This window comes from Clostridium sp. UBA7339, assembly GCF_002470865.1.
In the GTDB taxonomy this organism is placed as follows: Bacteria; Bacillota; Clostridia; order Clostridiales; family Clostridiaceae; genus Clostridium_J; species Clostridium_J sulfidigenes.
In genome coordinates this window covers 1-14854 of record NZ_DKPI01000008.1, presented here as the reverse complement: position 1 = coordinate 14854, position 14854 = coordinate 1, and the positions used below count along the sequence as shown (strand labels likewise).

General features: G+C 26.9%; 11 protein-coding genes and 1 tRNA gene. 1 reads left to right on the top strand and 11 read right to left on the bottom strand.

Annotated elements, in window-relative coordinates; translation table 11 throughout:
- The first annotated feature begins 275 nt into the window (after positions 1–275).
- A complete protein-coding gene (bcp, locus tag B2S02_RS10360) occupies positions 276–749 on the top strand; it encodes a thioredoxin-dependent thiol peroxidase (RefSeq protein WP_346849291.1) in 474 nt (157 codons plus the stop codon).
- Positions 750–866: 117 nt separating this feature from the next.
- On the opposite strand, the gene B2S02_RS10355 is transcribed toward bcp, so the two are convergent.
- The 11 genes from B2S02_RS10355 to B2S02_RS10305 form a co-directional block, all read right to left on the bottom strand.
- Positions 867–3734, bottom strand: coding sequence for a VWA domain-containing protein (locus tag B2S02_RS10355; protein ID WP_346877309.1), 2868 nt, complete (start codon positions 3732–3734; stop codon positions 867–869).
- Between the two features lie 59 nt (positions 3735–3793).
- Positions 3794–5581: a VWA domain-containing protein gene (locus B2S02_RS10350; protein ID WP_346920681.1), complete on the bottom strand. Its 1788-nt coding sequence runs from the start codon at positions 5579–5581 to the stop codon at positions 3794–3796.
- 11 nt (positions 5582–5592) lie between these two features.
- Complete coding sequence (locus B2S02_RS10345; RefSeq protein ID WP_346920680.1) at positions 5593–6474, bottom strand: DUF58 domain-containing protein; 882 nt, start codon at positions 6472–6474, stop codon at positions 5593–5595.
- Between the two features lies 1 nt (position 6475).
- Entirely contained in the window at positions 6476–7459 is a 984-nt protein-coding gene (locus tag B2S02_RS10340; protein ID WP_346849287.1) for a MoxR family ATPase, read from the bottom strand.
- Between the two features lie 14 nt (positions 7460–7473).
- Complete coding sequence (locus tag B2S02_RS10335; RefSeq protein WP_346849286.1) at positions 7474–9015, bottom strand: pectinesterase; 1542 nt, start codon at positions 9013–9015, stop codon at positions 7474–7476.
- Positions 9012–9881: an ABC transporter permease gene (locus B2S02_RS10330; RefSeq protein WP_035135537.1), complete on the bottom strand. Its 870-nt coding sequence runs from the start codon at positions 9879–9881 to the stop codon at positions 9012–9014. Before B2S02_RS10330 ends, B2S02_RS10335 begins: the two co-directional genes overlap by 4 nt.
- Before the next feature lie 12 nt (positions 9882–9893).
- The gene (locus tag B2S02_RS10325; RefSeq protein ID WP_346849284.1) at positions 9894–10820 is read right to left on the bottom strand and encodes an ABC transporter ATP-binding protein; all 927 of its coding nucleotides are present in this window, start codon (positions 10818–10820) and stop codon (positions 9894–9896) included.
- Entirely contained in the window at positions 10821–13205 is a 2385-nt protein-coding gene (locus tag B2S02_RS10320; RefSeq protein WP_346878405.1) for a hypothetical protein, read from the bottom strand.
- Positions 13206–13489: 284 nt separating this feature from the next.
- Positions 13490–14215, bottom strand: a complete 726-nt coding sequence (locus tag B2S02_RS10315; RefSeq protein WP_346849282.1) for a viral A-type inclusion protein — start codon at positions 14213–14215, stop codon at positions 13490–13492.
- 13 nt (positions 14216–14228) lie between these two features.
- Positions 14229–14582, bottom strand: a complete 354-nt coding sequence (locus tag B2S02_RS10310; RefSeq protein ID WP_346849281.1) for a hypothetical protein — start codon at positions 14580–14582, stop codon at positions 14229–14231.
- 176 nt (positions 14583–14758) lie between these two features.
- Positions 14759–14834: transfer RNA gene (locus B2S02_RS10305), tRNA-Phe, on the bottom strand.
- Positions 14835–14854: the final 20 nt, after the last annotated feature.

Sequence of the window (14854 nt, the reverse complement as noted above, 5' to 3'; positions counted from 1 at the left end):
ACAAGACTTATCTTATCATGATCTTAAATAGATTCAATTTCATTATTTACCTGTTAGCTAGATAATATTCATATATTCCTATATTTTTCACCAACATACTTCTATTTTCTTGTACTGATACACCAGGACAAGTATCCTTATATATGTTTACTATATATGTATATTAATCCTTTTTTCTAGACTTTTTGTATATTTTAATCCCTATTAATGTTATAATATTAATAATAGATATTAGTTAATTATTAGTATTAACTTTCTTTAGGAGGATGATAATAATGAATGATACATTACAATTAAAAAAAGCTCCAAACTTTTCTTTAATAGGTAGTGATAACAATACTCACTCAATTGGTGACTTCTTAGGCAAAAATATAGTATTATACTTTTATCCAAAAGATAATACCCAAGGTTGTACAAATGAAGCTATAAACTTTAGAGATAGCAAAGAATTATTAGATGAATTAGATACAGTAATTATTGGAATTAGTAAAGACAGTGTTAAATCTCATGAAAGGTTTATTGAGAAACAAGAACTTAACTTTCTTTTGTTAGCTGATGAAGATAAATCTGTTTGTCAATTATATGATGTTCTAAAAGAAAAGAATATGTATGGTAAAAAGACTATTGGAATAGAAAGAAGTACTTTCATAATAAATAAAGATGGCTACATAGTTAAAGAATTTAGAAAAGTTAAAGTTCCAGGCCATGTAGATACAGTAATTAACTTCATTAAAGAAAATTTAGTATAGATATATCATTTAAAACATATTCTTAACAAAACATCTAACTATTTATATATAATTAAAATGAGCAACCCTTTCACTTACAATAAAAGGGTTGCTCATTTTTAATTTAAACATATATTTTTAATCTTCATTTCTTTCACGCTTCTTTTTTAATAACTCACCTGTGTTAAGCCCCCCATTTTGATTTTTGGATTTATCCCTATTAAATCTATCTTTACATATGCTTATACGCTTTATATTAGTTTTTTCCTGTTTTATATCTAGCTTTTTTTCCTCTAGATCTGTTTTTATGATTTCTTTTTTAAATATATTTTTTTCTTCTTTATTTTTCTTAATTAAACTACCTATCTTTTCTGCTTTTATAGTATTATTTTCTTCTTTGTATTGTTCTATTTTACTTGCATATATCTTTTCTTTAATGTTATAAAAGAGCTTCTTATTTATATACCTCTTTAAACCTAACCTTCTATAAGTTATATCAAATAAAAACAATAACATAGCTGTTATTAATAATAAATTAGTTATATTTCTTTTAGTATGGCCTTTATTACTCTTTATCTCATATATATCCTCTACGGAATTTATAATTTTTCCTTCAGTATCTTCTACTAAAGCTAATAAACTATTAGATTGTTCTTGAAATTTATATTCGGGAGAATATTGATATGCAAACCCTCCTAATTGACTAGCTATAATCTTACCTTGTAACTCTTCAGTAATGTTAAAACTATAGAATCCCAATTCACTCATAGGTACATTTCCTTGATATTTACCAGGTGATACTTGTTTTAATTCAAATTCTGACGTAGTGTTTCCTTCAAATGTATACGCTCCTTTAACCTTCTTATTATCCTCATGATTGTTAGTCTCATATTGTACTTTTGCAATACTTCCTTCCTGTGTAATACTTAACTCTCCACTATTATCATAATCAATCATTGTCCATGATATTATATTACTAAAAAGTTGTGGTGTTTTTTCAAACGCTAATAAATCTTTACTCCATTGACCATTTACATCTGAGGTAAAAGCTACTACTCTACCAATACCATATTGCCATGCTGCTAAAACCGGTTCATCCATATGAGAAGTCATTATATCTATAGCTGTATTTTTTATAGAAGTACCCACATAACCAAAAAGATGTGGAAATTTCCCTTCATCTATAACATTATTCAAAATATCATGATGAGCAGATACTTTAGGAGTAAATTCTTCATTTATTAAGTATTCCCCAGTAGATATTAATATTTCATTTGCAAATATTCTTGGTACATCTGTATATATATCACTATGATAGTACCTCCCCCCAGCATTATTACTAAGCCATTCTAACAATTGATTATTACTATCAGTACCTATAGACACTGTAGATAAAGTCATTTTATCCTTCTTAATATCATTTATTAAAGCTTTATATTCATTTTCTCCCATACCATCTTGTCCATCTGTTAATAGTATTATATGTTTTATTTTTGCACTACTTTCTTTTTGCTTGTTATAAGCTTCATTTAGCGCTGAATATATAGACGTTCCACCTTCAGCTATAATACTATTAATTTTATCAGAAACCGTATCTTTGTTAGATAGCTTTTGCATAGGTACTGCCCAGCTATATTCTGTATTAAAAGTTACTACACCTATATTATCAGTTTCTCTTAAATTATCTAGGGATCTAATTGCAGCCTCTTTTGCTAAGCTAATTTTACTAAAACTGCCTTGATCTGAAGACAGCATACTAGAAGATCTATCTAATACCAACGTTAAAGATATCTCCGGAATTTCATTTTTACCTTTTTTATCAGAGCTAACAGGAAGTATCTCTTCAAAAACCGAATTCTTATATCCTCCTAAAGCATAAGAATTATCTCCCCCTGTAGTTATAATTGCACCACCATAATCTTTCACATAACTTTCCACATTATCTAAAAAACCCTTAGGTAAATCGTCTACATGGGTATTGCAAAGAAATATTCCCTTATATTCTATAAGTTCATTTATAGATCTAGGTGCAGTACTAGGATTTATCATAGTATAACTACTACCTATGGTCTTTAGATTTTCTTCAAGTCCCTTTCCTTCATCAATTTTTCCTTGTATTACCAAAATCTCTGGTTTTGAAACTATATTAGTATATGTTGTATATTCATTATTATATGAGATTCCATCATTTTCTGGCTCTATAACTACTTTATATGGTTTAAACCCACCTTTATGTTGAATATCTTTAAATAAAAATGTATTATCGCCCTTTTCTATATCAATTTCTTTTTCACTTTTTTTTTCTCTTCCTGAATATACTGATATCCTTGATTTTGTCTTAATATTAGATTTAATATTTACAGTTACAGAAAATTCTTCTCCTATAGCTACTTTGTCAAGTATATCTATATCTTCTATATATACATCTTCTACTTGTTCACTATCTACTTTATATACTTGAAAATCAATCTGATTATCCTTAAAATAAGTTGACGTTTCTAATATATCACCTTGATTTTCTTTTCCATCTGTAATTAAAACTACTCTCTTATAGTCACTATCTTTAAACATGCTTAAAGAAAATTTTATTGCTTCTTCTATATTAGTAGTATTACCAATTGGAGAAGTTTGAATATCATTAAAGCTTTTAGAGTAGGTAAGGAACTGTTCTATTTCTTGATTTTCACCAAAAGTAACTATTCCTATTTTATTATTTGATGGTGAAGCTTCTATAGCACTTTTTACAAATTCCTTTATTTCACCTTTATAATTACTCATACTATGAGATAAATCCAATAAAAATATGGTTGATGATTCCTTTGTCTTAATACTTATACTTATGTTACACATAGCAAGTATAAGTATTGTTATAATAATAAACCTATTTATATTAATAAAACTAATACCTTTGTCTTTTAATTTAATCTTTTTAGATATCAAGTACATTACCATGAGAATTATTGGTATTAAAAATAACAAATATACTTTTTCAATTTCAAAGTTCACTCCAGTCCCCCCTTTCTAATGATTATATAGCTATAAAAAATTAATTTTTAATATATACTTTAATATCCCTTTTTATACAAAACCCATTCCACAATAATAAAAAGCATAATTAAACTTATTATATAAGGTGTTATATTTAACATTCCTTTAATGCTACCCTTGTTATTTGATCTAGCTTCTAAATCTTCTATAGTATCTTCCATTATATTTCCTTCCTCAATAGATGGAAAATTAATAGAGAACATTTCATTAAAACTATGATTATTATCTTCTATAGCATAAACTCCAAGCTCTAAATTTTCCTTTAATATACTATCATTCTCTATAGTATGCACTCTTCCACTGGGAGTAGTTAAAATTAATTCATCATATACTGAACTTCCATTTATTTTTATATCCTCTCCACCAATATAATTACTATTAACTATATTTCTATCTATAAGCTCTTCACATATATAATCAATAAGCATAGGAAACTCTGCTTTAAGTGGCAAATCAGTATCATGAAAATCAAAATTTACTACAGCAACTTTCTGATTATTATGTTTCCCGAGAAATAATACAGATTTATCTCCTATATTTATTAAAGACTTTGCCCATGACGGCATTTCAGTCTTCTTTATTTTAGATGCTATAAAAGTCATATTCTGAAGGTATTTAGGTATATCTTCACTAACTACCACAGCTTCTCCACCAGCTTGTTCACCTAATACACTAAATAAATTATTTTCTGTTGGATTAACTATTAAAATATTACCATCCTGAGGCATATATTCACCTAACATGCCATCAAAAATATATAAATTATATCTATCCTTTTCAGATATATTACTTATATCATTAGTTTTTATTACATCTGCCTTACTAACTACAGACAATGCTTTCTCCAAAAAAACATTTTTATTACTTACAAACAATACTTTTTTATCATCATTATTCTTCATTACATGATAAAATGTATTATCTTCTAATATGGCATCCTTTCCTGATATTTCACCTTTTAAGTAATCTATATCAGTATCTTTTATATTAAAATTAAGTGTAATCTCTTCTCCTTTTTTTAATTTTATGGAGGTAGCTTCTAGTAATTCCTTTTCCCCATAAAGATAAAAATCTCCACTATAATCATCATTTCCTCTATTTGTTATGGTTGATATTATTGATACCTTTCCATCTTCTATTTTATGAGCAATATTATCTATAGATATATTAGATTTGTTTTTATCTAAATAAACTATTCTTCCATTTATATCTCCTATGTCTAATTCTTCATCAGTTATAAATAACACCTCATAATTTTTTAGCTCTTTAGTCATTGATTCAACTAATTTTATAGAACCATTTAAATCCCCTGGACTAAGACTTTTAGTTATGCTGTCAATTTTATCTTTAACTAAGTCCTTATTTTTTGATGCTGTAACTAATACCTCCACATCCTTATTTGCTGTAATAACAGATATCTTTGTACTATTTGCAGCAGATTCTATATATTCTTTAGCTATAGCTTTTCCTCTATCGATACAGTTTTCCTCCTTATTTATACCTAACATACTAGCTGAGTTGTCTATTACTATTATTAAATCAGTATATTCCTTACCCAAAAATCTTATAAATGGATTCATAAGAGCTAATATAATTAATAATGCAATCAATATTTGGAGGAATAACATAATATTTTTCTTTAATTTTTCAAAAGGACTATTAACTTCTAGTGTTTTATATATTTCTTGCCAAAATATTAATGATGATACTGAGAGATCCTCAGATTTTTCCTTTAAAATATATAATAAAATTAAAAAGGGTATGGTTACTAAAAAAAATAATGGCCATATATTCAAAAAGCTCATAAATTTCCTCCTTACCCTAAAAGTTTATGATTAAATAAATCTGTTAAAATTATTTTTTCTATATCCTCTTCCGAATTTACCTTTATAAAAGCTCCACCATACTTTTTAACTATGTTTTTTAACATATCCTCATGTTCTTTTATCCTAGATTTATATAATTTTAATATCTTTGGTGTTATTGATACTTTAGCTTCCTCCTTAGTTTCCATATCTATAATATTCTTAGTTCCCATAATCTCAGGATTTCTTTCTTCTTCGCATAATATTTGTATAAATACAACCTGTTGTTTTTTATAAGTAAGATACTTCACTATTTCTTCTATTTCTTCTTCTCCATTACAAATTAAAAAATCCGATATTAGAATAGACATACCTATATTAGTAAATCTATTTTTTAATATAGTTGATTTCAGGTTTGTTTTACCACTAAACTCTAAGCTTTCTAAGCCATCTATAATCTTAATAAAAGATTCTTTTCCCCTTGACTTGTTAAATAGTTCAGTTCCCCCTTCTTTTAACACACCAATTCTTACCCTATCAAGATTATTAATAGCAATATAGCTTAAGGATGCTGCTATTTTTAAGGCCATATTCCCTTTATTAAATTGTCCAAAATCCATAGATTTGCTACAATCTATAAATATACTAAAGTTCCCTTCTCTTTCTTCCATGAAAAGTTTTACAAATAATTTTTCAAATCTTCCATAAGCATTCCAATCTACCCTCCTAAAATCGTCCCCATGAACATACTCTCTAAAATCTGAGAACTCTACTGAAGTTCCTCTAGCTTTAGATTTCCGCCCTCCTTGAGTTCCTTTGGATAACTTAAGATTTAATTTTATACTAATATTATTTAGTTTTTTAAAAAATTCTTTATCAAATTTCCTGTTCATTTTATATAACCTTCAAACTTTTAATAACTTCTTTAATAACCATATCAGTAGTTATACCTTCTGATACAGCTTCAAAATTAAGGAATATTCTATGTCTCAACACTGCATATGCAATATCATTTATATCTTCAAAGGCCACATTAAGTCTACCCTTTAAAATAGCTTCTACCTTAGAACCATTAAAAAGACCTTGAGCTCCCCTTGGACTTGCTCCTACTTCTACATACTTTTTTACAAAATCATTAGAATATTCACTTTCAGGATGAGTTGCTAATATGAGTTTTAGCGCGTATTCTTTAACTGCCTCTGCCATAGGTACTTCTCTTACAATAGACCTCATAGCCAATATATCTTCACCTGTGAGTATATCTTTCAAATCTACATTGTTATTAGTAACAGTAATATCCATAATGTCCTTTAACTCATTTAAGGATGGAAAATCGACTTTTAACTTAAATAAAAATCTATCCATCTGAGCTTCTGGAAGAGGATAAGTTCCCTCCATCTCTATTGGATTTTGTGTAGCTAAAACCATAAATGGATTAGGTAAATTATATGTGGTTCTTCCTACGGTAACAGTTTTTTCTTGCATGGCTTCTAAAAGAGCTGATTGAGTCTTAGGAGTAGCTCTATTGATTTCATCTGCTAAAACTAAATTGGCAAATATAGGGCCTTGTTCAAATTTAAATTTAGTTTCTTCTTTATCTTTAACAATAAGGTTTGTTCCAACTGCATCAGCAGGCATAAGATCCGGTGTAAATTGAATTCTAGAAAAACTTAGCTTTAAGACCTTAGAAATAGTTTTAACTAGTTGGGTTTTTCCAAGTCCTGGTACCCCTTCTAGAAGTATATTTCCTCCACATAAAATTCCTATTAAAACCTTTCTTATTACATCCTTTTGACCTATGATACCCTTAGATATTTCAATTTCACACTTATTTATTTTCTCTACAGTATCTTCTATTAATTGTTTATTTATCTCCATTTTCCACCTCATTCTTATTTTAATTCTTCAAAGTATTTTTTTATTAAATCTTGCAGCGACTTTGGTATTGATTTATTTTTAAGTCCTACTATCTCACTATTAGAATATTCATGAATAATTTTTTCATAGTCTATAGAATCTCCAGCTATGTTTACTCCATTCTCTGTAGTGATACTTTGAGAATTTCCGCCTTCTGATATATTTCCTTTTAAATTTTCATCAGCACCTGTACCTCTATTAGGAAGAAATACTTTTTCACCACTGTTAAGCTTTCCTTCTCCATTTTCTTTATTTCCAGTATCCCATCCACTTCCATTTCCTGAACCACTACCATTTCCCATTCCATTACCTATACCATTGCCGTTACCATTCCCTTGGCCATTCGTTCCATTTCCACTTTGATTATTTTGTGCTCCAGTACCATTTTTATTATCTCCATTATCAGCATTGATGGAATCCTTATTTAAACTTATCAAAGCATTTTGTAACTTACTAAGATCTATATTCCCACTACTAATGGATGCTGCTGCAGAGGATAATGCACCTTTTAAATTTTCATCTGCTATATTAGCAGATATATTCTCAAGATTATTTGAAATTTCTTCTTTATCTTCATCTTTCAAATTCTTTAAATCTTCCCCTAATTTATCTAAAGCTTCTTTAATTTTATCTCCATCCTGAGAATTTATAGCTTCACTAAGCTCTTTCATTTTGTCAATTTTAGATAACTCCTTAGCTATTTTATTTAAAATAGCTAATTTTTCACTTGTTTGTTCTTTGTTTAAATTTAATTTTTTCAAAATATTCTGTATTTTTTTTTTACTATCCACACTATCTAAGTTTTTCTCTATATTATCTAGTTTTTTCTCCAGCTTATTTAAAGCTTTTTCTGTATCTAATTTACTTTTACTCTTCTTTATTTCATCTATAGACTTATCTAATTCCTTTACTATATCTAACTTATCATCCTCTAATAACTCCTCACTACCCTTAGTGTCTTTTTTCTCATCCTTTATTTTTTCTATTACTTCTTTATTAAACTTCTTCATCTTTCTAATCTCTCTAGCTTGGTTTTTAGCAGTAGTCGGAATACATAAAATTATAATCAAAACTGTTAAAATAGCTATTAAACTATATAAATTCTTTCTTTTTATGTGAAAAGGAGTAATTTTTGAAATCTTAATTTCTCTTATTACCTCTATGGTATCTTCCTTCTGTGCATTTGATATGTTGTCATCCTTATTTATTAATTCTAATGAAGTAATTAATCTCTCATTAAGCCCCTTAGAATCTAGCTTAAGAGCTACCTTTTTATTATCTGGTCTAAGCTTATACAAATATACAAATATATAAATACTAATAGATATAGCGAATATAATAAAGCATATTTCAAATAAATTGTATATGGGTATAAATAACCCTAATATACTTGCCATAGAGGAAATACTTAATGCCACTATTAGTGACACTAGTAAATTCTCTATAAATACATTTAGCCTTATTCTTTTTCCACCTTTCTTTATAAACTTTGAAATTTGTTTATCTATATTGTTCATCTTCTCACCTTAATAATTGATTTTCTTACTGGATTTAATCTCCATGCTGAAAGTAATATTAGCAATAATGTTACTATTCCTTGATTTATTAAAGATATAACAAATATTTTATTTAAATTCATATAGTTTATTAAATCAGGAGCAAAGTATAAAATTCCATTTTGTTTAATTAGAATATATATAAACTCAATAGTTGGATTAATATACAACCAAAATGGTAGATTTATTGTAAATGTTGATATTGTATTATTAGATAATGCATCATAATAATCTCTACTAATCACAACAAAACCTATTATAATAGTTCCAATTACAATAAATAAAACCGTTAATATACTTGCCACCGTTGAAGATTTTGAACTCTTAAATACAGTAGACATAAATATCCCTATAGATCCCACATATATAGTTGTGCTTATAAAAAATAGTGTTAATATAATTAATTCTTTAAAACTAGTACCTCCAACTAAGAAGTTTATAGCATATATTGGCATAGTGCTAATAATTAATAAAGCAACTTTTGTTACAGTTGACATTAATTTTCCTAAAACTATTTTCATAGGTGACAGATTAGTTGAAAGTAAAATATCTAATGTCTGCCTTTCTCTTTCTCCTGTGATTGATGTAGCTGTAAGTACTGGTACTATAAACATCAATAATACCGCTTGCCCACAAGCTAAAGCAAAACTTAGTATTGTAAATTTACTTAAATCTATTCCCATACCATATTTATCACTATTTATAATAAAATAAGCCCACATAGCTACTATTGAAAGTATCCCTACATATAACATAACCATTAAATTAAATCTGAAGGTTCTAACTCCTACCTTGCTTTCATTCTTCAATATAGGATTAATTTTCATAATTCTTTCCCCCTACTTCGATTCCTTTTCAGTAATCTTTATGAATACATCCTCTAAATTTTCACTTACTTGAGTAAAAGAAACAATAGGTATATCCTTTAATACCAAAGCCTTAATAGTATTAGATATTTCTATTTCTCCTCCATTGAAAAAAACTGTAAGTTCTTTTGAATTTTCCTTTATATTTGTTATATATGGAAGTTCACTAAGTATAACCTTTGATTCCTTAACTTTATCTCTTACTATTATTTTTAATGGATTATTACTACTCATTCTGCTTAGTAAGTTATTTATACCACCGGAGTATATCAAATTACCTTCTTCTATAATTCCAACTGATGTACAAATTTCATTCATTTCAGAGAGTATGTGAGAACTTATGATAACTGTCTTATCCATGTCTTTGAGATTTTTCAAAATACCCTTCATCTCAAATCTAGATCTAGGATCCATTCCTGAAGCTGGTTCGTCAAGAATTAACAGCTCTGGATTATGAACTAAACTTCTTGCAAGGCAAAGTCTTTGTTTCATCCCTCTAGATAATCCGTCTACATAGGCATGTTTTTTTTCTTCTAAGTTAACTAATTCTAGTAAATCCATTATCAAATCTTTTGATTCTTTTCCTACAATCCCATAAATAGATGCATAAAACTCCATATACTCTATAACTTTTAGGTTCTCATAAGACCCAAAGAAATCAGGCATATATCCGATTTTTTCTTTTAACTTTTTATTATCCTTTAAAGCATCTATCCCATCTACATATATTTCTCCACCGTCAGCCGGTAATAGTCCAGCAATAATTTTCATAGTTGTACTTTTCCCTGCTCCATTAGGACCAATAAATCCAAATATATCCCCTTTTTTTAGATGCATATCTAATCCATTAACCGCTTTATATTTACCATAAAACTTTTCAAGATTTATTATAGTTAACATCTACTTCACCTTACCCTTCACAGAAATATCCGGAATTCTAGTCCACTCTTCATTATTACCATGAATTTTAATTTTAATATTTCCATCTAAGATGTAGTCTTCTATGTTAGTTAAGCTTAACTCATCATCAAAATTTAATACTTCATAATCTTTAATCTTGTAATTGTAAATTTTATACTCACCCTTCATTTTGGAACTACCTTGAGAGTAATTCTTTTGAAAATTAATACTTTCTATAACTACATCTTCTTCTTGTAATTGATAACTAAGTATTAATTCCAAGTTTCCACTTATTGTTCTTTCATTAGGGTCATAATGTCCATCTACATTACTTTGTTCCATTATATATGGTACAAAATAACCATATGGATATTCTATAGTGCCATCTTCTGACTTATAACTTATATTTATATCATTTATGAATATAGTATCATTTTTATTCAAAGGGGCTTTACCATTTACTTTTAAATCATATTCTACTTCCTTTTCTGTAACCGCAATTAGTTTAGAAGTATTTTTATTATTATCATGCATAGAGTTATTATATAAATAATCCAATAACTCACAAGTTCTTAACTCATACTTTTTATTATCTTTATTTTTATTACCATTATTATAATTATCATCTCTAATTTTATTAGTTATTTCCCACATATTTAATGCTGAAGTAAATTTATCACTATCCTCTACAGATATCTTTTCACCATTAGCTAAACTTCCCAAATCCCATATTTTATATGGAGTCATAACCACTAACTTTTTAATATCACACCCTAAATTATTGGTAATATATCCCGTTAGCTTACCACTATAAAATTTCAATTCCTGCTCCAATGGTTCAAAGGTAGTATTAAAATTACTAACCTGAAAAACTTCCGGACTAAATGAAGACACTTCACCAAAATTATAGTATGTCTTATCCCCTTCTTTTATCATATTTAATCTCATAGTTGCATTTTCATTGCTATTATAATTATTATTATATCTATAATAGTCATTGGTATTTTCTATGAGATTTAGATTTATATCTTCTGGTTCTTCTATTACTACTTTTCTACTTTTGGCTGTTAATACCCCTAGATAACTCTCGATCTTTGTCTGTCCATCTAAATCTACTGATACAATATTTACTTTATTCGCTATAATGTCTTGTACCCTTGAATTACTGCCTATAAAATATATAAGAACTGTAAACCCAATAGATATTATCGGTATTAATAACCATACATAATCTCTTTTATTTAGCCTCTTCAATACAATATAGATTAGTACGCCTATAATTAATATATATATTATAAAAAGTATTATCATAAGCTGAAAAGATGGCAGACCTATATCCTTAACTGTACTTAATAATGAATTTAAATTCCAAAATCCTTCTCGACCATTGTCAATTTTATTATTAAAATCTGATGTTATTTCTCCCCATACTAAATTATTTTCACTTGATTTTGAAATCTTTTCTGTAGCTAAATCCCAGGGAAATACAATAACCTGTCCATTTTTCTTAATAATCTTGCTTATAAAATTATTATCCTCAAACAAGCTCATAGAATCTTCGATATTCATTTTCACTGCTAATACATTTACATTACCTTCTCCAATACTCATGTCCCGTGATATGGCTTCAGAAAAAGTACCATTTATAATTTTATTATTAATACCACCTATAACCTTTTTATAATTCTCTCCCGTACCAACTACTAAAATTCCTCCATTAGATACCCATTGATTTAAATTAGTTATATTATCCTCTGTTAATTTTAACGTATCATAATTATTTATAATTATCATATCAATAACATCTAAAAACTTAGAATTTTTCTCTATAACTTCTTCTGATATACTAACTGGAATTAACTTTTTATTCCTCATATCAGGATTATTATTCATATTGACATTAATATTAGATATATAATTTAAACCATTAAAATCATCAGTCAATACACCTACTAATATATCTCCATCATTTAATCTTCCTTTATTAACATTGATTGTTTCTTCATGTATAACTTCATTATTATCTGTAATTAACCTTACTTTAAACTTATTCACAATATTTATGTTGTACCACAAGCTCTTAGTTGTATTTTCAGCAATATTTATATTTTCAGTATTTAAATCATATTTATTTGTATCTGGAACCAATGTTTCAATTTGTATCTTCCCCTGAAACTCCACCCCATTGTTTGTAATCACTAAATTGATAGGAGTTTTACTATTAATTTTATATCTTCCATCTACCCCATAAGAAGCCTTTAAATTTATGTTATATTTATTATCTATTGCACTTGCTATATTGAAATTTAAAATATTATATATAAAAATTATACTTAATATAGTCAGTATGAACCTGGATTTTATTAATTTGTTTTTTAAAATCATTAATTTACCCCCTAATTAATCTAAAAACATCTATTATTTATGTCTAATCTATAAATATATTTAGTTTAAATTGAATATATTTATTTTTTTTATTTTTATTTACTACATGTTTAATTTTAGCATAGTTTAATTAGTAAATTTATTACAAATACATTACAATTTATTTATATATTGCTTACAATTTATTTACGAAATAATTTTGTAAAAATCTATATAAAATATATATTTATAAAAAAATGTAGATAAGTTTTATTTGTATAACCTATCTACATTTATATTTATATTTATTCTTTTTGTAATTCTTCTTCAGATTTTTTCTCTTCATTTTCATTGTTTTCTAATTTATCAATTTCATTCTTAATTTTATCCTTCATCCTATTAGCATTTTTATTTATATTTCCTATCTCATTGGATATCTTAGATTCTATATTCAATATACCTTTACTTAAGCTAGTTAATTTTTTATTATTATACGAATTAGAATTTTCATTGGGCTTAATATATCCTGATTCAACTTTTAATCTATTTTTTATCTCTTTTAGTCTACTTATATATTCAGTAGAATGACTTATCTCTATTAGTTCATTTAAACTAGCAGATATTATAACTCCATCCTTTACTTCATCCTCAGTTACTTTATTCTTTTCTGCTTCTACTTTTTTTGCTTCAAGTTCCTCTTTTTTCTTGTCTATTTCTTTTTGCTTCTCATTCATTAATAATTGTTGTATTTGAGCCTCTACTTCCTGGATTTTACTATTTATTTCTTCCATCTTATACTTTTTTTCTTCTGGACTCATCTGCTTTTCTCTTAAAGCTTCCTTTTGGTGCAATAATTCTTGCTTTATCTTTTCAAAATTATTAAGTAGCTCATTTTGATTATTTTTATTATTGAATTTTAAACTTTTACCTTCTTTGTTTTCTTCATCCACTTTAATATTTTTAAACAATGAACTTGTTTTGTTAATATTATTATTTTGTGATATGTTTATTCCCATTGCATTTATTTTCATTTTCTTTATCTCCTTATTTATTTATAATGGTATTTAAAATTTCTTCTTCTTTATCTATATACTCTCTAATCTCTGGATTATTTAATAACTTTTCTCTTACAACTTCAGTTATTATTCTATTTTCATTCATTAAATCAATTAGACTTTCGGCCACTATAATATCTCCTTCTGGCTCATTATCTTTGTCTACTTTTTTTATATTATCTTTAGTTGGTTGCTTTTTAAATTTATTTAATTGTTCCTTAAAGTTTTTATTCTTGTTATTATTTAAATCATCATTAATTCTATTTGATTTATTAAGCTTTTTAACTTTCCTATTTTCATAAATTGTAAGTTTTTCAGTATCAAGATATGTTCTGTCTACCATAATACTCTCACTCCTATCAAACTCCATTACTTAATTATCGTATTCTTATATTTTATATTAATAGAATAATTATCCAAAATCCTAAAATAAATAAAATTTAATTGATTTATACTATAGCTTATATTAGTTATAAAAAACCAATAAAAAAAGAACCTAGATTATAAAATCTAGATTCTTGGTGGCTCGAGCAGGAATCGAACCAGCGACACGAGGATTTTCAGTCCTCTGCTCTACCGACTGAGCTATCGAGCCACGTTAAAAACCTGGCAACA

Excerpts from the sequence above, each read along its gene's own strand:
- B2S02_RS10335 (WP_346849286.1), bottom strand. The coding sequence starts at position 9,015 with ATGAACAATATAGATAAACAAATTTCAAAGTTTATAAAGAAAGGTGGA.
- B2S02_RS10340 (WP_346849287.1), bottom strand. The coding sequence starts at position 7,459 with ATGGAGATAAATAAACAATTAATAGAAGATACTGTAGAGAAAATAAAT.
- B2S02_RS10325 (WP_346849284.1), bottom strand. The coding sequence starts at position 10,820 with ATGTTAACTATAATAAATCTTGAAAAGTTTTATGGTAAATATAAAGCG.
- bcp (WP_346849291.1), top strand. The coding sequence starts at position 276 with ATGAATGATACATTACAATTAAAAAAAGCTCCAAACTTTTCTTTAATA.
- B2S02_RS10315 (WP_346849282.1), bottom strand. The coding sequence starts at position 14,215 with ATGAAAATAAATGCAATGGGAATAAACATATCACAAAATAATAATATT.
- B2S02_RS10330 (WP_035135537.1), bottom strand. The coding sequence starts at position 9,881 with ATGAAAATTAATCCTATATTGAAGAATGAAAGCAAGGTAGGAGTTAGA.
- B2S02_RS10320 (WP_346878405.1), bottom strand. The coding sequence starts at position 13,205 with ATGATTTTAAAAAACAAATTAATAAAATCCAGGTTCATACTGACTATA.
- B2S02_RS10350 (WP_346920681.1), bottom strand. The coding sequence starts at position 5,581 with ATGAGCTTTTTGAATATATGGCCATTATTTTTTTTAGTAACCATACCC.
- B2S02_RS10345 (WP_346920680.1), bottom strand. The coding sequence starts at position 6,474 with ATGAACAGGAAATTTGATAAAGAATTTTTTAAAAAACTAAATAATATT.
- B2S02_RS10310 (WP_346849281.1), bottom strand. The coding sequence starts at position 14,582 with ATGGTAGACAGAACATATCTTGATACTGAAAAACTTACAATTTATGAA.